The organism is Pseudomonas sp. Tul2A7, from assembly GCF_054790505.1.
This window is the reverse complement of sequence record NZ_CP186499.1, coordinates 1,340,421-1,360,459: the sequence shown is the minus strand read 5'-3', so window position 1 is coordinate 1,360,459 and position 20,039 is coordinate 1,340,421. Positions and strand designations below refer to the sequence as shown.

Annotated in this window: 12 protein-coding genes; 4 read left to right on the top strand and 8 right to left on the bottom strand. The window is 59.4% G+C overall.

Annotated elements, in window-relative coordinates; genetic code table 11:
- The first annotated feature begins 14 nt into the window (after positions 1–14).
- On the top strand, positions 15–7,076 hold the full coding sequence (locus ACOYXJ_RS06210; protein WP_460368480.1) for a TcdA/TcdB pore-forming domain-containing protein: 7,062 nt from the start codon (positions 15–17) through the stop codon (positions 7,074–7,076).
- 77 nt (positions 7,077–7,153) lie between these two features.
- On the opposite strand, the gene ACOYXJ_RS06205 is transcribed toward ACOYXJ_RS06210, so the two are convergent.
- On the bottom strand, positions 7,154–7,750 hold the full coding sequence (locus ACOYXJ_RS06205; RefSeq protein ID WP_460368478.1) for a MarC family protein: 597 nt from the start codon (positions 7,748–7,750) through the stop codon (positions 7,154–7,156).
- A gap of 234 nt (positions 7,751–7,984) precedes the next feature.
- On the opposite strand from ACOYXJ_RS06205, the gene ACOYXJ_RS06200 reads away from it, so the two are divergent.
- From ACOYXJ_RS06200 to ACOYXJ_RS06190, 3 genes are all read left to right on the top strand, one after another.
- The gene (locus ACOYXJ_RS06200; RefSeq protein WP_150795272.1) at positions 7,985–8,785 is read left to right on the top strand and encodes a hypothetical protein; all 801 of its coding nucleotides are present in this window, start codon (positions 7,985–7,987) and stop codon (positions 8,783–8,785) included.
- A 57-nt stretch (positions 8,786–8,842) separates the two neighbouring features.
- Positions 8,843–9,544 carry a hypothetical protein gene (locus ACOYXJ_RS06195; protein ID WP_460368476.1) on the top strand — a complete coding sequence of 234 codons (702 nt, stop codon included), beginning with the start codon at positions 8,843–8,845 and terminating at the stop codon, positions 9,542–9,544.
- A 92-nt stretch (positions 9,545–9,636) separates the two neighbouring features.
- Positions 9,637–10,182, top strand: a complete 546-nt coding sequence (locus ACOYXJ_RS06190) for a hypothetical protein (RefSeq protein ID WP_460368473.1) — start codon at positions 9,637–9,639, stop codon at positions 10,180–10,182.
- Positions 10,183–10,204: 22 nt separating this feature from the next.
- Here ACOYXJ_RS06190 and ACOYXJ_RS06185 read toward each other — a convergent pair whose 3' ends face one another.
- The 7 genes from ACOYXJ_RS06185 to prmA all read right to left on the bottom strand — a co-directional run bounded on the left by ACOYXJ_RS06185 (position 10,205) and on the right by prmA (position 19,915).
- Positions 10,205–12,979 (bottom strand): hybrid sensor histidine kinase/response regulator, encoded by a 2,775-nt coding sequence (locus ACOYXJ_RS06185; RefSeq protein WP_460368471.1) that lies wholly within the window; start codon positions 12,977–12,979, stop codon positions 10,205–10,207.
- A 99-nt stretch (positions 12,980–13,078) separates the two neighbouring features.
- Positions 13,079–14,374, bottom strand: a complete 1,296-nt coding sequence (gene purD / locus ACOYXJ_RS06180; RefSeq protein ID WP_150795274.1) for a phosphoribosylamine--glycine ligase — start codon at positions 14,372–14,374, stop codon at positions 13,079–13,081.
- A 149-nt stretch (positions 14,375–14,523) separates the two neighbouring features.
- Positions 14,524–16,131: a bifunctional phosphoribosylaminoimidazolecarboxamide formyltransferase/IMP cyclohydrolase gene (purH, locus tag ACOYXJ_RS06175; RefSeq protein WP_007914589.1), complete on the bottom strand. Its 1,608-nt coding sequence runs from the start codon at positions 16,129–16,131 to the stop codon at positions 14,524–14,526.
- 83 nt (positions 16,132–16,214) lie between these two features.
- A complete protein-coding gene (fis, locus tag ACOYXJ_RS06170; protein WP_003221275.1) occupies positions 16,215–16,535 on the bottom strand; it encodes a DNA-binding transcriptional regulator Fis in 321 nt (106 codons plus the stop codon).
- Complete coding sequence (dusB, locus tag ACOYXJ_RS06165) at positions 16,532–17,542, bottom strand: tRNA dihydrouridine synthase DusB (protein ID WP_102899389.1); 1,011 nt, start codon at positions 17,540–17,542, stop codon at positions 16,532–16,534. Before dusB ends, fis begins: the two co-directional genes overlap by 4 nt.
- Before the next feature lie 186 nt (positions 17,543–17,728).
- Positions 17,729–19,006, bottom strand: a complete 1,278-nt coding sequence (locus ACOYXJ_RS06160; RefSeq protein WP_095121944.1) for a DUF3426 domain-containing protein — start codon at positions 19,004–19,006, stop codon at positions 17,729–17,731.
- 30 nt (positions 19,007–19,036) lie between these two features.
- The gene (gene prmA / locus ACOYXJ_RS06155; protein ID WP_150795278.1) at positions 19,037–19,915 is read right to left on the bottom strand and encodes a 50S ribosomal protein L11 methyltransferase; all 879 of its coding nucleotides are present in this window, start codon (positions 19,913–19,915) and stop codon (positions 19,037–19,039) included.
- Positions 19,916–20,039 lie beyond the last annotated feature (124 nt).

Here is a 20,039-nt window from a genome sequence, read left to right as displayed (position 1 = left end):
ATTTCGAGGGCATCATGCGAGATATTGAAGTTGCAGTTGGCGAGAATTTTTTGAACTTTGGAGCGCTCTTTCCGCGTAGTGATTTTGAACAGGTGTTATTACTGCATAAAAACAACAAGCATTACGACGCGCTGCTGCGCTATTACGCCGCCTGTGCCGGCGCCAAGGATTCACAGCAGTTGCTTGAGCCCTTGAGGCTATTACGTCAGACGCTGGAGCCTTTGCTGGGATCGAGTCGGGTGCGGCGTGAGGTGGAACCGCCGTTGCCAACCGAGCAAACGTCCGCCCCGGATCTGGCGCGAATTTACGAGCGGGTCGAAGCCTTCGAGTCGCGGGTGCATGTGGGGGTCGAATTGCTCAAAACCGCGCCGACACGCGTTGCAAAAACGCTGCACTTCGTCTGGCTGGGGGGCGGGCTTGGCGAGATTCAGCGTGATTACCTCAATGTCTGGAAGCAGGTGCTCGCCGGGCAGGGGTACACGCTCAATCTCTGGTACGACAGCGATGCGCTGCTGGCATATCAGACCAACAAGCTGATGGTCGAGGCGGCCAAGGCTGACGCCCTGGCCCATGTCGGCGATAAAACCGTCGATGAAAATGCGCTGGCTGACCTATACGAAGAGCGTGCCATTGTGCTGAAGCGGCAGATGCAGGCACACCTCAATGAGGCTGTGGCCAAAGGGCAATCCGCCGATGACGCACGGATTGATCTGCTGGTTCGCGCCTATGGCCAGGATGCGGCGTCATTGCAGGTACTGCGCGAGCAGAACCGTCGCACCCTGCAAGCCATGGCCGGAGGCGATCTGCAGTTGCGCGACCTTGACGCGGCGTCTGTTCCCTTGCAGCTTCAGAGCCTCTATGAGCAGGAAATGCGTTTGCGCGGCAATCTGGCGGCAGCTTCGGATATCGTGCGGGTCGAAGTGCTGTATCGCGAGAGTGGCAGCTATGCCGATGTCGATAACTTGCCGCCTCTGGTGGCGAAGTTGGCGGGGGTCGATCTTGAGGTTCTGGGTGTCGACGCCCGCCTGGGTATTTTGCAACTGCTGCTCAACCATAATCCCGATTGGATGCCGGGCCGTCAGCCCTCCAACAGCTATGCCAAGCGCATCCCGGCAGAGCACCGTGCGGCGTTTGAAGCGTTCGCTCAGAGCCGCCCGGCACTGAGCCAGGTTTTCCAGGCCCCGACCGATTTGCTGGCTCGCCCCTTCATGTTGCGAGCAGTCGCCGAAGGCAATTCGATGACCAATGCGTTCCTGATGGCCCATGCCGGATCGGCGACGCTGCAAGCAGTGATCGAACGTATTCGCTTCAACTATCAGTTGGTCGACGACACGCTACGCCAGGCGGCGCAGCGTGGTGTCGCACTGACTGACTCTGAAGGTGTGTTGTCGTTGGCGCAGACGATTCTGGAGCAGACTTACGGCCCGTTCCGCGAACTGCCGAACCAGGAAGAAATGCTCGCAGGCTTTCTCGCCAGTGCGGCTGCGAGCTACTTCAGTGACGGGATCCGGCGCCAGAGCGAAGGCACCATCTATTTGACCGGCCCGGGTGCGATACGCGACGCCATGGCCGATTACGCCAGAGTGCATCTCACTCCGAAGCAGGCCAGGGAAATTCGCACCGAGGCCGCCATTGCACGCTACGCCTCGGTCAACCGTGCCACCGAAGAAGAGCTGGATCACTCCTGGAAAGACAACGCGACCGATCCGGTGAAATGGGTCGAGGATGAGCAGGCGCGCTGGAAGCAAGGTCATTACAAAACCCGCTACAAGGGCGATGTCGCGCAATTGCTCAAAGGTTCGAGCATTGAGTTCGAGCAGGGTTGGCCTCTGATTGAAGGGCGTGCGGTGCTGCTGACCGATATCTTGCAGCGTCTGGTCGACGGGCTCGGTGATCGCTTTGTCGAGGCCATGCGCCAGGGCTTCGACGGGACGATGACGTTCGAGGATCCTTTGCCCCTGAGTTTTGCCGATCGTCAGCTCATCAAGGATCAGCCGCTCAGAGCGCGACCTGCGGCTTTTCCGCCAGACAGGCGATTCCTGAATCTGGGGCTGGATGAAGTGCTGAGCGCGATGGCCCATGGTGAGCTGACACTGGCCGAGACAACGCCACTGCAGCGTTTGGCGTTGGGCGTGTTGCTGGGAATCGACTCGCTGCACAGCCAACGCTTTGACGCGTACAGCGGTGATTTGGATAACCTGGCCAACAGTGTTCGTGAGCTGGGTGCTTCGAGTCGCTATGCCGTCATTGAACGACATCTGTATACCCGCAAAGATGCAGCGTTCCTGAGTGGTCTGGCCGGCGAGATCGCTGAATCGGCAGCATCGGTCAGCGCGCTGGATCTGAAAAAAGCTGCGCTGATAAAGGCGCAGACCCTGCAACAGTGGGGACGCTACGTTGCACAGATACAACAAGTGGCCACGCTTGAACATCGCTTGCAGATTGGCCAGCAGATGGATCAGGTCTTCAGTCAAATCGAAGTCAGCGGCGTGAAACCCGTACCGCAAGATCTATTGCTTGATGGCGTTGGCGAAACGATTGGGGGGCGCTGTTATCCCCTGGCCTTGATGATGGCCGCTGCCATTGCGACGGGCGAAACGGCTTCCCATCACCTGCGCGAACGTTTTTACCTGGCTGTTCTTGAGCCACAGCAGAATGATTCGATTGTTTTTGTACAAGCGCTGGAGGAACTGCGAGGGATCCGGCTGAGTGAGGTGGGCACGACGCTCTCGCGGGCTGATCTGGGTCAGATCACCACGGCACTGGAGAACCATACAAGCACCCGAACGTTGTTGCTCAACTCGGACAATCACTCGATGCTGGTGGCGAAAACCGTAGAGGGTGAAAAGGTCCTCTATCATTTTTACGACCCCAACTTCGGCGTGTTCGAATTCGAGAGTGCCGCGATGCTCAAGCGGGCGCTGGAGCACTTTTTCCTGAAGATGGGCATGGCCAAATATTATGCGGCCTACGGCGCCGAGATCCGGCCGACGTTCGACCTGATCGAGTTGCAGGGCGAGCGCGTGGCGGCCTTGTCATTGTCCACCGGGTTCGAGGTGGCGAAGATGCTCAAGGGCGAGCCGTTGCCCGGGCAGCCAGCCGGCAAGTTGCGCCAGCGTCTGAACAGCGCCCATGGTCGATCACTGGTCGAAAATTCTCATCTGGGGGCCAGCCTGCTCGGGCTGGACAGTCATTGGTGGGGACAGCAGATCGCTCATGCGACGACAGCGCTGCAAGACCTTCATACGTCGGCCACGTCGTTGGTGCCATTGTTCGACACCCTGGAAGTCACCCCCGAGGGCCAGTATCGATTGCATATGATCGACCCGGCGCAGCCCGAACGTGTGGTGCAGGTTGTCAGCGACGACCACCGACTGCTGCGGATCAAAAACTGGTTGTCCGAGCAGTTTACGACGCTGGTGCGCAAACCAGTCGCAACCGCGGCGGTACTGGATCCGACCGAGGCTGGCAGTGTTCATACCCTCAATGCCGGTTTCGCGATCCAGGCGCTGATGAACGCCTTGCGCGGACGTGAAGGCGAAGGCCGCACGCTGACCACCGCGGTACGTCTGCACGCTTACCTCAATTACGCGCAGTTGCTGCATGGCAATGTCGTGGATGTAGTCGGTCTGGTTCAACTGGTCAAAACCGCGTTGGGGGAAGAAAAGATCATCGCCCGCACTTGTGCCTCAGTGGTCTCAGAGGCGTTGGGGCATGCAGCCAATGAAGGTATCGGGGCCGTGCTGGGACTGGCCAACGTCGGGTTTGATATTTATCAGTTGGTAACCGCTGGCGACGATGTTGAAAAAGCGCAATTCGGCACGCAGCTGGCGTTTGACTCCGCCAGTCTGGCATTGACGGCCGGCGGGGTCGGAGCGGCAGTCGCTGGCGCGTCGACTGCCGCTGCGGTGCTGGGCGGCGCCGGGGTGATTTTGGGCGGGTTGGCTGTGGGTGTGGCGGCACTGGCGCAAGGGTTTGCCGCCATCGCACGCAACGCCCAGGAAGTCGGGACGTTTTTTGCGGATCTGCAAGAGGCCCATCGCGGCGTCGGTTATCGCTTCGACGATGCCCTGAAGGCGTGGGTTGTGGCGCCAGCGCTGGTGGTCAAAAGAATCGATCTGGCAGCCACTGCGTTGATACTCGACAGCCCCAGACTGTACCCGCTGCGCGACCACTTCGGTGTGCCGGATTTCGAGGCCGACTACCCCCGGGCGATCAATGTGCGCCAGCACCTGGGCTTGCCCGGGCAGCTTGCGTTCGCACCGGCCGAGGGGCAAACCATCGTCCTGCCGTGCACCCCCGAGACCTGTTATGGCTATGAATACAAGGCACTGCCGTTTGCTTCTGCGCGGCACGACCGCGGTTTCGACATCGCCCGCCGTCTGGAAAAACGGCAGGCAGACGGCAAGTGGCTGTTTCTGTTTTCGTTTTACTCATTTCCTTCGCACTACATCGTCAGCCGCCTGCTTCCCCAGTATCGCGAAACCGTCATCGAAGTTCTTCTGGACAGGACTCAACGCACGCTGGTGGTCCCGTCGCTGCCAAGCGCCTGGAAAAATCAGGTGTCATACAAGATTTTCGGCGGTGGCGCGCATTGCACCCTGGCACTCAATCCAGACGCTCACATAGAACTCGTGTCGTCGAGTCAGAACTCCTCCAGCTGGGTACTGGAGGCTGGTTGGGCGCGCGAAGGTGATGTCCGGATCGAGCGTCTGGGTGATCTGTACATCGGTAATGTTCACGTGAAAGTAACCGGCCATGGACGTCATTCGTTGCTGATTCGTACGGGTGATCATCAATTGTTCAGCGTTGACCGTGGCAAGCGTCAACTGGATGTCATCCAGCAAAGCGCACCGGTGGGGCTTGATGAACAAGCGTTGCTGACGCATTTCAGAACGCTGGCCCGCGAGCATCGCCTGGTACTGCCCTATACGCCGGTGCGTGACTGGCTGATCCCGTTCGAGTCGCCGCAGGCGCCGCGCTCCACCACCGCCTGGTATGACGCCCGGGAAGACCGTTTCGTCTACATCCGCAACGAAGACATCGCCGATACCGAGGACGCACAACTGGCACTGGTGGCCGATGGGTATGCGTATTTCTATCTGCCGGACAGCTATGACATCTGGCAGGTCGATGCCGTCAGTGGGCTGCTCAGGTATCGCTATCGGTTGATCGTGGCTGAGGGCGAAAGCCTGATTGGCCCTGTCGAGATGGATGCACATGGCGTGATTCATGTCGAGCAGACTGTCACCGGCGCCCATGGGCCCCGACGGTTCAATTACCTGATTCACCGGCAGCAACTGCTGCTGGGTTCCGTCACCCATGACATGGCGCCGGAGCTGCAGGCGACTGTATTCGCCAGCGAAATCCTGGGCGACTGGGCATCGGTCCTGGGCGAGCACACAGTGCTTCGTCCCGTCGCTGAGCGAGACGGTGAGACGACCGTCGACTGGCAACCGGCGACGTACGTTTCCGTCAGCTGGACATTCGACACGGACAAGCGCGATATCGTCTGGATTCGCAGTCTCGATCGCTTGTTGATTCATCCATTGCCTGAGGCGCGTCATGCCCGTGGCTGGCCGGACTCGATCAAGAATCTGGCGGACCTGGTGCTGTTGCCGATGGCGCAGCAAGAAAATGTCTACTTCATCTACAACCGTCTCGACCAGACCCTTTGTCGCCGGCAGCGGTTGGTGGCGCAAGGTGTCGAACAGTGGTCGGATCGCTGGGTGCAGCCGCCAGGGCTCAAGCAAATCGTGGCGGTCGAGAACGGCTATCTGATTCTGGACGACGAGGGACGACTCTTTAATCTGTCTGCCCAAGGCGAGTTCCCCCTGTACGGTGTCGGTGAGCAGTGGCTGAAGGATCATACGCACTGGTGGCTGGCGCTGGAGCCGCTTGCCAAACGTTATCCGGTGGACAGTTTTGCGATCGTTGGTTTGCGCAACCTGGCCGGAGACGGCAACCTGAGTGCCTGGTGTGTGAACGGCCGCCTGCTCTTGTGCGATCCGGGACGCGACGTTCCAGTGCGCTTGCTGGGCATGGCCTCCGATAATCGGGCGGCCTGGCTGTTCAATATTTCCACAGGTGAAATCTGGACACAGGGGTTCGTTGAACCACAGCAGCTTGTCCGGGCATTTGCAGAAGGGGCGCAACTGCTGCACAACGACGTTCTGCCAGTTCCCGAACGGGCGTGGCGTGACTGGCGGTTTAGCGACGTCGCCGTGGATGGCTCCGGGTTGCGCGGTACAACCGTTGACGGCGTAACGCTGCAACTGGGGCACCAGCAGACAGCCTTGGTCACCGCTGTCGACCGTCGTTGGGTGGCGGCGCAAGGCGAGCACCTGGTAGAGCACATGCAAGCCTTGTTGGCCAGGGTTGAACATGGCGCGTTTGTGTCAGTGGAGTCTGCGCCTGGCCATTTGCAGTGGTACGACGTGCGCAGCGCTCGGCTGGTGAGCATTGCCGCCAACCGCCTGCCTGCGGACGTTGTCATGCTGGGCACCCGCAATCAGGTCAATGTCTTACTGCACGAGCGTCGGCAGGGCACGGTGCAGGCGTATCCAGGCATGCACAGCTTCGGGCCGTTCGACTATCTTCAGCGCGATGCACAGGTCATGACCCTTGAAGGCCACGACAAAATAAATGATCTGCTACCGCTGATTGCCGACGGTGTCAGCACGCTGGTCGTGCGATTGGGACAGGGCGGTGTGACCTGTCATTTGTCGAAGGACGCCTGGTCGAGACTGGACGCGGTTGTCGTCGACTGTCGCCATGCACTGGGGCAATCGCCGGCGATCCCGGGCAAGTTGATCTGGGACTTCGACACGCCGGATAACCTGTTGTTCGAGATCGTGCAGGAGCATTTGGTCATCGTCGATCCAGCCAATGAGCATGCACTGATATTCCGTGATGTGGGCTCATCCGATCCGTCATTGCGCGGGGAAGTATTCCTCGCCTTCAAAGCCCGGCAATCCTTGCCGATCTCCGCGTGGGTGCGGCAGTTGCAGACCAGGAAAGGACGTGGCAGCGTGAAATTCCGGGCACTGACCGCCGAGCCGGTTATTGCCGGCTAAGCCCGCCTCACGATAGAGCGCCGCGAACAAGACTGTTCGCGGCGCTCTGCTGTCCGATCATGGTTCGAGGCACTGGTTCAGGACACCAGATAGCCTTTGACCCCGGTGAAGATGATATGCGCTGCCAGTGCGCAAACAAACAAACCCATCAAACGACTGACAATCTGCAAACCCTGGTCGCCGAGAATCCGCTCAATGCGGTTGGACAGGTAGAGCACCACGCCGACGGTGAAACTGGCCAACGCAATACTCATGATCGCCGTAAGTTTGTCGTCCCAGTGCGGCTGGCTGACCCCCATCACCAGCAGTGCACCGATAGTGCCGGGGCCAACGGTCAACGGAATGGTCAGCGGTACGATGGTCACGTCCTGCTGCACGTTGTCGGTTTGTACCACGGACTTGCCTTGCGCCATGCCCAGCGCAGAGATGAACAGCACGCTGCCGGCACCGATACGGAAGGCATCGACCGTGATGCCGAACACATCGAATATCACCCGCCCGAACAAATACAGCAGCACACTGGAAACCAGAGTGGCGATCGCCACCTTCCAGGCCAGGCGCCGTTGCTCCTTGCGCGAATAACCACGGGTCAGGCTGATAAAGCAGGACAACACGAAGAACGGGCTATAGAGCACCAGCATCTTCAGGTAAACGCTGAACAACACGTGGAGCATGGTCTTGGCTCGCAGCAGGAGAGTGTGGGAAGGAGTCTATCAGTCGTTCAATGACTTGTGGGTGTCATGACTTTAAAGTCTTTTGATGTTGTTGTGTTATTGGTTTTTTATTTGTTGTTTAGTTGCTTTGGTAATTGGTGTTACATGTTTTGGTTTGTTGTTGGTTAATGCTTTGGTTATGGTTGTTTTCACAAGTTCATGAGGGCTTGTTTTAATAAGGATAAGGAATCCGTTATGCATAACCAATACATTCAGCGAGCTTATATTTCCAACTGCGTTGGCAACTTGCAGCAATATGAAATTGATGAGCCTGCGGCTATTCAGAGTCGCAGTTTTGCTCTGAGTATCGACTCGGGAGACGTGGTTGAAGCCCCGACCAAAGGTTCTATCGTTGGCGAAGGTATCTTGTCCTTCTCGGGTGGTCTCAGTGACCAGAATCGATCCGACGCGCAGAACGCTTTTCTCTTCGCAAGTCTGGTGGCGAACAAAAAGTATCCGCTGGAGCATCAGGGTCTGGAGTGGTATCTGTTATTCCGCGAGGTCATGACCAACGCCGGCTGGACACCGGTCAGCAAGTACTACAGTAACCTGGAAGTCGCCGGTACCAGTGTCCGGATGGATAAACTGGTGCTGGAAATTCTCGGCTCGGTGATTGCAGGTGTCGCCGTCCCGGGTCCCACCACCGCGTTGATGCTGAAAGTCGCTGGGGACGCCATCGCCGCGTTGCAAAAACGTGACACAGCCCTGACGGTGTACGAGCGAAATCTGCTGAACAATGGCGTCGGTGGCGTTACGGCCGCAGCCTGCACTGAAGTAAACGGCGAAGCCATCATGGCGATGGGTGCCGTACGTTTCCTGCGCAGGAACACTTCAACCAAAGTCTTGTTTGTAGACGTGGATGTCCGCAATGTGAAGTTGTACCGTGGTGAAACGGTATTTGCCAAAAATACACTGGTCGCTGACGCAGCTCGCGATACTATCCGGAAGAAACTGGGTCTGAATGCTGTTTCGAAAATCGAAGAATATGATATTTAATTGATGTGAAAGGGTGGTCGAAAGTCGGCCGCCCTTTTTTGTATGGGAGAAAACAATATGACTGACGATTGTTTGATATTGGTTGTCGGCGCTTCCATTCTGGTTTTGCCTGAAACGGATCAGATGGAAGTTTATGATGATCTGATTGACTCAACGTTATTGGCGCAACTGGTGGCCAACAAAAGGATTGAAAAGTTTCCGGGCGTGAGTTGGTACGACGCTTATGTAGGCGTTCTCGATGACTTCTGGTTGCGCCATCAAAAGTCCAGTCAGACCTGGAAGGTCAGCGACGAAGCGGAAGAAACTTCCCTTGGTTTTTTTACCGCCGCGCTAAGCCAGGGCGCTTTGGGGCAAACCCGCACAATGACCAACGTGCTGGCACGAATGGCAAAAATGTCGGGCGAAGAGCCTGCCATCCAGTTGTTGCGCAGTTACATGACAGTTTCTGACGCGGGGCAATCGATCACCGCACCGGCATCGTCGAGGGATGTGCGCTTGCTGGTCACCTGCGCGAACTCACCGTCCTCGATCACAACCTCGTATGTCCAATTCAAGACTCGCGAAGCGCTGACTTCCAATCCGTTGCAACAAGTGTTTCAACCCGATGATGTACGAGGCGTGGTCCAGGCGAATCACGCGCGGGCCAATCTTTCCGAAACCCTTTATGGCCCTGCGCGCAGGGCCATTGCCTTGAAAGTCAGGGATCGGCGTGCCAGCAGCGTCGCAACATTGACTCTGCCAGCGGAGATTGAACCGTGACGGACCTCAATACACCGCAGGCCGCAGTGGTGGGTGCCAGTGTCGTGGCATTTGCCGGTGGTCTGCCGGCGTCACATCGGGACGACATCTACATGAGCACCGCCTATGCACAACGGGCTACGCGCGCGGCGTTCAATGACGGACTGTCGGGTGACTGGTTCGAGTATTACTGCAACGTGCTCAGGTTTGTCGGCTGGGATATGCCGAAACCGCAAACACTGGCGCCATTGAATAACCGCCGGATGGCCACGCAGGCCACGCAGCGTATCTCAAGCAGTCTCGGCGAAGCCTTCTGCGAGCCAATGCGCCGTGCTCTGGTGGCGATGGAGCGAAACGCAGTGGCGCTCAACCTGTTTGAGTCCGCCAGCCTTCGCGCTAACGCTGGTTTTTTTCAGATGATTCCCTGCGTCCTGAACGGACCGAACAAGGTGGAAATGGGCGTCTATCATCGACAGTTTCAGATTGAGCGAGCCGTGCAGGGATTTCTGTTCAGCGAAGATCAAACACTGATCCACGACAGCGTTGAACAGTTCGCCGCCATCACCTTCAATACCCTCCACTACGCGCAGTTTCGAGAGAAGGTGAAAAAGTCGGTCATTACTGGCTCGCTCAAGTACTTGAGCAATCTGGAAATATGATCGACTCGGCGACCAGGACAACTCAGAACGTCGAGGCTGTCCGGTTCTGCTGATCACGCTGGGCGACCCAGTGCTCGATCAGCTCGCGCAGCTGCGACAGCTCGACGGGCTTGGACATGTGCCCGTCCATCCCGGCCTGGCGCGCGCGCTCTTTGTGCTCGGCGAGAATGTGCGCCGTCAATGCCACGATGGGCGTGCGAATGCGTTGGTTACTGACTTCCCATGCGCGCAATTGCTGGGTCGCGGAGAAACCGTCGAGTATCGGCATTTCGCAGTCCATCAGCACCAGATCGTAGCGTTGCGCCTTCATCGCTTGCAGCGCTTCCTCGCCATTGCTGGCGGTGTCCGGTTGCAGATTGAGCTTGCCGAGCATGCCGCGAATCACTTTGGTCGAAATCGTATTGTCTTCGGCAACGAGGATGCGGAAATCGCTTGGCACTTTCGCCGCCGTGGCCGGGCTGACCACTTGCGGCTGGAACACCACCTGGCCTTTGTTGCGCTGGTTCAGTTCATCGGCGAGCGTCGTCTTGAGGGTGTAGCCGGCCACCGGTTTGGCGAGAATGCGTTTGATCCCCGAGTTGCGCGCAATGATTTTGCTTGGCGCATTGCTGATGCCGGTAAGCATGATCAGCAAGATGTCGTGATTCAGACTCGGGTCTTCCTTGATCTTGGCCGCCAGTTGCATGCCGGTCATGCCCGGCATGTTCTGATCGAGCAACACCACATCAAAGTAATCACGCAAGTGCGCCTTGGTGCGCAACAGTGCCAGCGCTTCTTTGCCTGATGGCACGGCGCTGACGTTCAAGCCCCAGGCACTGCATTGCTGGACCAGTACTTTGCGGCAAGTGTCGTTGTCATCGACCACCAGCACCCGTGCCCCTTGAAGCGGACTGTCGAGGTCGGATGTCGGGTGTTCGAGGCGATCCGGATCCAACGGCAGGGTCAGCCACAAGGTGCTGCCCTGAGTGGTGCCGCTCTTGATGCCGAACTCACCATGCATCAGACGAATCAATTGCCGTGCGATCACCAGCCCCAGATTGCCGCCCAGGCGATTGGCCGAGAGGAAATGCTTGCTGTGCAGTTCGGCGTGCATCAAGGCATCACGCTCTTCCTGCTCCATTGGCTGGCCGCTGTCCTGCACGGCAATGCGCAGGCGCGGTTTGCTGCTGCGCTCATCGAGGGCGACGACGATCAGTACTTCGCCCTCGTCGGTTTTCTTCAGGGCGTTCTCCAGCAGGCTCAGCAGTGTCTGGCGCAGGCGTGTCGGGTCACCGCTGATCACCCGTGGCACTTGCGGCTGGATAAAGCTGATCAGTTCGACATTCTGCTGCTCGGCCTTGGCGCGGTAGATGCTCAGGCAGTCATCGATCAAGGCATTGAGGTCGAACTGCACATCATCCAGTTCGATCTGCCCGGATTCGAGCTTGGAGATGTCGAGGATCTCGTTGATCAGCGTCAGCAGTTCGTTGCCGGCGCTGTGGATGGTCTGCACGTAGTCGCGTTGCTTGACCGACAGCGGCGTACCCAGCAGCAGTTCGGTCATGCCCAATACGCCGTTCATCGGCGTGCGGATTTCGTGGCTGATCTTGGCGAGGAATTCGGCTTTGGCGTTGATCTCGGCATTGCTCGCGGCGAGATCGCGGCTGACGCTGAAACGGCTTTCGGTGATGCTGCGCTGGCGCTCGCCCAGGGCGATGCTCATCAGCAAGCCGCTGATGCAGATGAACGCCATCAGGGTCATGATCAGGCCTTGCGGCGAGACCAGTGTCAGCCCCAGCAAGGCGGGAAGAATGATCAATGTGCCGATGTTGAACACCACCATCGCCGCGACGAACAAGCGCGCCGGGCGATAACCCTTCTGCCAGTGATAGAACGCGACAAACAACATGCTCAGGCCGGCCAGGGCCACCAGTGCATAAGTGATGATGTTCAGCGGCAGGGTGTTGACGAACAGCAACAACAGGCTGCAGGTCACGATAAACAGAATGTCGCCCAGCAACAGTTTGTTCAGTGGATGCGGACCGAGCGGGGCGAAGAAGCGCAACGCAAACATCAAGCCGGCGGGGGCGGTCAGCAGTAGGGCCAGATAGGCGCCCGGAGTCTGGATCGCGTGCCAGTTCGGCAGCCAGGGGCCGGCAAGGTTGAGCAACAGCAACAGACTGAGGCCCAACAGGCCTTCACAGATCGCCAGCCACAAACTGCTGCGCGAGCGCGAGTAGGCGTAGCGCACCAGATTGTGCAACAGCAGCATGCCGAGGCAGCCGAACAGTAAACCGAAGACCAGCGTCTGATTGTGATTGGCCGCGCTCATCACCGCCGATTGCAAGGTGACGTGCGGGCGCAACTGATGGTCGGACACCAGACGCAGATAGACGTCGAGAGGTTTGTCGCTCTGCGGCAACGGCAGCATGAAGTCGCTGCTCGGCAACGGCCGTTCGGCCTGTGGCTGGTCGGTGCCGGTGTTGCGTTGCTCGATCAGCTTGTCGCCGTCGAGCACGTAGAGATTGAGCTGTGACAGGTCGGGGGCAAAGATGCGCAGCACTTGTTCGTGCTTGCCCGGCGCCAGCCGGAAGCGCAGCCACAGGGCGCCATCGGGCGCGGACGCGGTGAGGCGGTCAAGGTCGATGGGGCTGAATTGATTGGTGTAGCGAGCGGAGCGGATGTCGCTCAGTTGCAGATTGCCCTGATCGTCGAGCAATACCGACCATCCACTGCCTTGCGCGGCCTGGGCCGGGAGCATGCAGAGCAAGGTCAGCAACGTGACGGTGAAGCTTATGGCAATCCTGAGCCAGCGCACGGCGAAATCCCTTCGTAGGTTGATGCCAGAATATAACGATGCGCGACGGTGGAACAGCCCGGCAGGGAATGGCATTCCGCGCCGGGCTACAACGACAGCTTATTCCTGGGTTTCGCCACGTTCACGGGCAATGGCACGGTAGCCAATGTCCTTGCGGTAGAAGCAGCCTTCCCAGTCGATGGCCGCTGCCAGCTTGTACGCTTGCTGCTGAGCTTCACCGACGCTGGCGCCCATTGCAGTGGCGCACAGTACGCGACCACCGGCGGTAACGACATTGCCATCCTTCAGCGCAGTACCGGCGTGGAAGACTTTGCCTTCCAGGCTGGCGGCTGCATCCAGACCGTTGATCGCCGCGCCCTTGGCGTAGTCGCCCGGGTAACCACCAGCGGCCAGCACGATGCCCACGCTCGGACGTGGATCCCACTGTGCTTCAACCTTGTCCAGCGCTTGCGCCAGCGCGGCTTCGACCAGCAGCACCAGGCTCGACTGCAGACGCAGCATCACCGGTTGGGTTTCCGGATCGCCGAAGCGGCAGTTGAACTCGATGACTTTCGGGTTACCGGCCTTGTCGATCATCAGACCGGCATAAAGGAAACCGGTGTAGACGTTGCCTTCTTCGGCCATGCCGCGCACGGTCGGCCAGATCACCAGATCCATCACGCGCTGGTGCACGTCGGCGGTGACCACCGGGGCAGGGGAGTAAGCACCCATGCCGCCCGTGTTCGGGCCGCTGTCGCCGTCGCCAACACGCTTGTGGTCCTGGCTGGTGGCCATCGGCAGCACATTCTTGCCGTCGACCATAACGATGAACGAAGCTTCTTCGCCGTCGAGGAATTCTTCGATGACCACACGCGAACCGGCGTCACCGAAAGCGTTGCCAGCGAGCATGTCACGCACGGCGTCTTCGGCTTCAGCCAGAGTCATGGCGACGATCACGCCTTTACCAGCGGCCAAGCCGTCGGCCTTGATTACGATCGGTGCGCCTTTTTCACGCAGATAAGCCAGGGCTGGCTCGATCTCGGTGAAGTTCTGGTAGTCGGCGGTCGGGATCTTGTGGCGCGCGAGGAAATCCTTGGTGAAAGCTTTCGAGCCTTCCAGTTGCGCGGCACCGGCGGTCGGGCCGAAGCAATCCAGACCACGTGAGCGGAACAGGTCGACAACGCCAGCCACCAGCGGCACTTCCGGACCGACGATGGTCAGGGAAACGTTTTTCTCGGCGAAGTCGGCCAGTTGCTCAAGGGCCAGCACGTCGATGGCGACGTTTTCGCACTTGGCTTCAATGGCGGTGCCAGCGTTGCCCGGTGCAACGAAAACCTTCTGCACGCGCGGATCCTGAGCCACTTTCCAGGCCAGGGCGTGTTCACGGCCACCGCTGCCAATGATCAAAACATTCATTTCAAAAACCTCGGATGACGCTAATTCTGTGGGGGCGGATCTTTCCCACGCTCTGCGTGGGAATGCCTCTACGGACGCTCTGCGTCCGAGGGACGCGGAGCGTCCCGGGCTGCGTGCCCACGCAGAGCGTGGGTACGAGCAAGCAATAATCAGTGACGGAAGTGGCGCATGCCGGTGAATACCATGGCGATGCCGGCTTCGTCAGCAGCGGCAATCACTTCAGCATCACGCATCGAGCCACCCGGCTGGATCACTGCTGTGATACCAACCTTGGCCGCGTTGTCCAGACCATCACGGAACGGGAAGAACGCGTCCGATGCCATCACCGAACCGGCCACTTGCAGACCGGCGTGCTCAGCCTTGATCGCGGCGATACGTGCCGAGTTTACGCGGCTCATCTGGCCAGCGCCGACACCGATGGTCTGACGGTTCTTGGCGTAGACGATGGCGTTCGACTTAACGTACTTGGCGACTTTCCAGGCGAAGATCAGGTCGTGGATTTCCTGTTCGGTCGGGGCGCGTTTGGTCACGACTTTCAGGTCATCGGCGCTGATCATGCCGATGTCGCGGCTCTGTACCAGCAGGCCGCCGTTGACGCGCTTGTAGTCCCAGGCAGCGGCGCGGTCAGCCGACCACTCGCCGCAGGCCAGCAGGCGCACGTTGGCTTTGGCTGCAACGATGGCGCGAGCCTCTTCGCTGACGCTCGGGGCGATGATCACTTCAACGAACTGACGCTCGACGATCGCTTTGGCGGTCTCGGCATCCAGTTCACGGTTGAAGGCAATGATGCCGCCGAACGCCGATTCGGTATCGGTGGCGTAAGCCAGTTCATAGGCCTGACGGATGCCGCCTTCAGCGTCCGGGCTGACTGCCACGCCGCATGGATTGGCGTGCTTGACGATCACGCAGGCTGGCTTGACGAAGCTCTTCACGCATTCCAGCGCGGCGTCGGTGTCGGCGACGTTGTTGTACGACAGCTCTTTGCCTTGCAGTTGGGTCGCAGTGGCGATGCCGACTTCGGCAGGCTTGGCCTCAACGTAGAACGCCGCGCTCTGGTGCGGGTTCTCGCCGTAGCGCATTTCCTGGGCCTTGATGAACTGGCTGTTGAAGGTGCGCGGGAATTCGCTGCGGCCTTCAGTGCTCAGGGTTTCAGCGGCCTGATTCACAGTGCCCATATAGTTGGCGATCATGCCGTCGTAGGCAGCCGTGTGTTCGAAGGCCTTGAGCATCAGGTCGAAACGCTGAGCGTAGGTCAGGCCGCCGGCCTTGAGACCTTCGAGCACGCTGGCGTAATCGCTGGCATTTACCACGATCGCTACGTCTTTATGGTTTTTCGCTGCCGAACGGACCATGGTCGGGCCGCCGATGTCGATGTTTTCGATGGCGGTCGGCAGGTCGCAGCCTGGCTTGTTGATAGTGGCTTCGAACGGATAGAGATTAACGGCAACCAGATCGATCGGCTTGATGCCGTGCTCGCTCATGATCGCGTCGTCGATACCGCGACGACCGAGGATGCCGCCGTGGATTTTCGGGTGCAGGGTTTTCACCCGACCGTCCATCATCTCGGCGAAACCGGTGTAATCCGCGACTTCCACTGCGGCAACACCGTTGTCGCGCAGCAGCTTGAACGTCCCGCCGGTGGAGAGGATCTCGACGCCCAGGGCTTCAAGCTCCTTGGCGAATTCGAGGATCCCGGTCTTGTCGGAAACGCTGATCAAGGCGCGGCGGATCGGCAGGCGGGTAGTCTGGTCGGTCATCTCAATTTCCATCAAAAGCAAAGGAAGTCAGCAAAAAAGGCGACCGTTTTTTACGCGGGCGCCTTTCTGGTTTGATTGAATGCTTACAGCAGATCGTACTGCTTGAGTTTCTTGCGCAGCGTGCCGCGGTTAAGTCCCAGCAGCTCACTGGCCTTGGTCTGGTTGCCCTTGACGTAGTTCATCACGCTTTCGAGCAGGGGCGCCTCGACTTCGGAGAGCACCAGGTTGTACACATCCGTGACGGACGCGCCCTCAAGGTGGGCGAAATAATTGTGCAGCGCCTTCTCGACACTCCCGCGAAGGGTCTGACCTTCTTCGCTCGGGGTATTGAGGTGCTGTTTCAAATTCACGTTGTCGCTCACGGGTGCTGTTCCACTCACTAAAGTCTCGGTCATCATCGTCATGCGGCCACCCCTTCTTCGTCCCCTGTCAGGCTCTTGTAACGCTCGGCAAAGAACTCCCGAACGTTGGCGCATTGTGTTTCCGTACCATCCAAACGATTGAAGTGGGCGCGAAACTCCCTGGCGCCCGGCAAGGTTGCGAGATACCAGCCCACATGCTTGCGCGCAATGCGCACGCCCATCACATCCCCATAGAAAGCGTGAAGTGCGGCCAGATGCTCTAGCAGTATGTGTTCCACCTCGATCAGTTCCGGTGCCGGCAATTTCTCGCCTGTGCGCAGGTAATGATCGATCTCGCGAAAAATCCATGGCCGCCCTTGGGCAGCGCGGCCTACCAACAGGCCATCGGCACCGGTCGCGTCGAGCACGTAACGGGCCTTTTCCGGCGAATCGATATCGCCATTGGCAAACACCGGGATCGACACGGCCTGCTTGATTGCGGCAATCGTGTCGTACTCGGCTTCGCCCTTGTACAGATCGGCGCGAGTGCGGCCATGCACTGCCAGCGCGGTGATCCCGGCCTGCTCGGCGATCTTCGCCACGGTCAGGCCGTTCTTGTTGTCGCGATCCCAGCCGGTGCGGATCTTCAGGGTGACCGGCACATCAACCGCCGCCACAACGGCATGCAGGATCTCGGTCACCAGTGCTTCATCTTTCAACAACGCGGAACCGGCGGCCTTGTTGCAGACCTTCTTTGCCGGACAACCCATGTTGATATCAATAATCTGTGCGCCCAGTTCGACGTTGGCCCGGGCCGCGTTCGCCAGCATCTGCGCGTCGCCACCGGCAATCTGTACCGAGCGTGGCTCGGGATCGCCTTCGTGGATCATGCGCATGCGCGACTTGCGGGTGTTCCACAGGCTCATGTCGCTGGTGACCATTTCCGAGACAACAAGCCCTGCGCCCAGACGCTTGCACAGCTGACGAAAGGGCTGATCGGTGACCCCCGCCATCGGGGCGAGAATCAAGCCGTTCTGCAATGTGTATGGGCCGATGCGTACCGCCGACATAGGACTTCCCTGAAGTGGGGCCGGATCATGAGAGTTCGAAAAAGGGTTGGCATGATACCCGCTCTCGATGACTGGATAAAGGCTGAATTGAACAAAATCTGAACAGTTATTCTGTTATCGCCACCGGTTTGGTTGTGGGGTGGCGAAGTCAGAAAACCGTCGTCAATTCAGAAACGATGAAGCGACTCACTCGGGCGAGTGGAAACTCAGGCTGTAGTTCACCGCCTTCGGGCCTGGATCGAGAATGTCCAGCGCAATGTGGATCGGCGTCTGCGGCGGCATTTCCGCCAGACCTTCGAGATCACCTCTGAGGTATTCGCCGGGTTTGAAGCGACGACTGGCGATCAGGTGGCCGTTGAGGTCGGCAAAGCGCAGCTCCAGCAATGGAAATGGCTGGGAGAATGTCGCGCGGTTATAGATGATTGCGTCGACCACCAGCGCACCGTTGAACTCCGGATGGCTGCGCACCACCAGGTTGCTGCTCTTGATTCGGGCGATGTCCACTTTGGACGGCACCGTGCAGCCGATCTGCGGGCAGATTTGCTGGAACCACGGGCGGTATTGATCCTGCCGGGCCAGTTCATCGAAATGATAGGAGATGTACTGGGCAGCCAGTCCGCCTGCCGCCAGCAAGACCAACACCAGCCAAAGCAAGCGACGTCCCCACGGCGAGCGGCGTTTCTGCCAGTCCAGTTGCAGCGGGTCGTCGGTCAGGTCCTGCAGCACTTCGGCGCGTACGCCGGGTTCTGCGCGCTCACGTTTTTTGCGCAGCGGCTCGATCGATGGCAAGTCGTCGTCAGCGCTTTCGTCGCTGGCCGACAAGCGCTCGCGGCGGGCATTCGGGTCGATCGGGTCGTGCAGGCGCAGATGCGGGATTGCCGGTTCGTCATCCAGATCCACCGGTTCCAGCGATAGCGAAGGTTCGGTTCGCTCGGATTTGACCGGTTCGATGTCGGCGATTTCTGCCTCGTCGTCCTCGGGCTCAGCCGTGTGTTCATCGGCGCGCTCGCTGAACAGACTGTCGCGCCAGAGCGTTTCATCCGGTTCAGGGGTGTCGCGGCGTGCGCTCAGGGCATCTTCGCGTGGACGACCGAATTCGGTGGTCGGCTGGATTTCCCGTTGTTCGAGGCGGGCCAGTTCTTCGTCCAGATCGAGGCTGTCGAGATCCAGCTCGGACGCGCTCCACTGCTTTTGGCTGATGGCACGCGGCGCGGGCTGTTCGACGATGGCCGGCGCCTGGACAACCGGCGGGGCCTCGATAATCGGCGGCGGCTCGACAACCGACGGTGCAACCGGCGTCACCGCGTCCTTGCCGGCGTGTTGTTCCAGCAGCTGTTTGGCGGCGTTGAACACTTGCAGGCAGGAGCCGCAGCGAACCACCCCGCGGGCCACGCTCAATTGAGCATGGCTGACGCGGAAACTGGTTTGGCAATGCGGGCACTGGGTGACGAAGCTGTCGGTCATGCGGCGATCCGGATTATGCAGGCGGTCATATTAGCGCCGACGGCCAGTGATGCGCACCCAGCCATCGCGGTTGGCGATCGGGTCGAGGTCGAAGTCCTGCGCATAAGCGGCGGCGACTTCCTCACCTTGCTCGGCGAGAATGCCCGACAGCGCCAGACGACCGCCGGACTTGACCAGCGCGGACAATTGCGGCGCCAGCGAAACCAGCGGGCCGGCGAGAATGTTCGCGACCAGCACGTCGGCTTGAACCTGCGGCAGATCTTCCGGCAGGTACAGCGGGAACAGTTCGTCGGCAATGTTGTTGCGCCCGGCGTTGTCGCGCGAGGCTTCCAGCGCCTGCACGTCGATGTCGGTGCCGACCGCTTCCTTGGCGCCGAGCAGCAGGGCGGCAATCGCCAGAATCCCCGAGCCACAACCAAAATCGAGCACGTTGCAGTCTTTCAGATCCTGACCGTCGAGCCATTCCAGGCACAGCGCGGTGGTCGGGTGGGTGCCGGTGCCGAAGGCCAGGCCCGGATCCAGCAGCAGGTTGACCGCATCAGGCTCCGGCGCGGCGTGCCAGCTCGGCACGATCCACAGGCGCTGGCCGAAGCGCATCGGCTGGAAGCCGTCCATCCAGCTGCGTTCCCAGTCCTGATCTTCGATGACTTCGCTGTGATGCTCGGGCAACGGGCTGCCGGTCAGCAGTTCCAGATGGGCCAGAACCGGTGCCGGTTCAGTGCCGCCTTCGAACAGCGCCAGCAGATGCGTGTGCGCCCACAGCGGGGTGGTATTGAGTTCCGGCTCGAAGATCGGCTGATCTTCGGCGTCCATGAAGGTCACCGATACGGCGCCCACTTCAAGGAAAGCGTCTTCGTAGGTTTCGGCTTGTTCCGGGCTGATGGCGAGACGTACTTGCAGCCAAGGCATGGCGGGCACCTTTGAAAAATATTGATTGCAGCCTAGCGGCCGGCGAGAAGCGCGCAAGTTTACGCGAGCGCGCTGGGTTTGTGGGAGATGCATTGCACCCTGTGGGAGCGAGCCTGCTCGCGAA

What these genes read in the sequence shown, in the direction of transcription:
- purD (WP_150795274.1), bottom strand. Translation starts at nt 14,374, where the DNA reads ATGAATGTTTTGATCATTGGCAGCGGTGGCCGTGAACACGCCCTGGCC.
- ACOYXJ_RS06195 (WP_460368476.1), top strand. Translation starts at nt 8,843, where the DNA reads ATGACTGACGATTGTTTGATATTGGTTGTCGGCGCTTCCATTCTGGTT.
- fis (WP_003221275.1), bottom strand. Translation starts at nt 16,535, where the DNA reads ATGACGATGATGACCGAGACTTTAGTGAGTGGAACAGCACCCGTGAGC.
- ACOYXJ_RS06190 (WP_460368473.1), top strand. Translation starts at nt 9,637, where the DNA reads ATGAGCACCGCCTATGCACAACGGGCTACGCGCGCGGCGTTCAATGAC.
- ACOYXJ_RS06200 (WP_150795272.1), top strand. Translation starts at nt 7,985, where the DNA reads ATGCATAACCAATACATTCAGCGAGCTTATATTTCCAACTGCGTTGGC.
- ACOYXJ_RS06160 (WP_095121944.1), bottom strand. Translation starts at nt 19,006, where the DNA reads ATGACCGACAGCTTCGTCACCCAGTGCCCGCATTGCCAAACCAGTTTC.
- dusB (WP_102899389.1), bottom strand. Translation starts at nt 17,542, where the DNA reads ATGTCGGCGGTACGCATCGGCCCATACACATTGCAGAACGGCTTGATT.
- prmA (WP_150795278.1), bottom strand. Translation starts at nt 19,915, where the DNA reads ATGCCTTGGCTGCAAGTACGTCTCGCCATCAGCCCGGAACAAGCCGAA.
- purH (WP_007914589.1), bottom strand. Translation starts at nt 16,131, where the DNA reads ATGACCGACCAGACTACCCGCCTGCCGATCCGCCGCGCCTTGATCAGC.
- ACOYXJ_RS06210 (WP_460368480.1), top strand. Translation starts at nt 15, where the DNA reads ATGCGAGATATTGAAGTTGCAGTTGGCGAGAATTTTTTGAACTTTGGA.
- ACOYXJ_RS06205 (WP_460368478.1), bottom strand. Translation starts at nt 7,750, where the DNA reads ATGCTCCACGTGTTGTTCAGCGTTTACCTGAAGATGCTGGTGCTCTAT.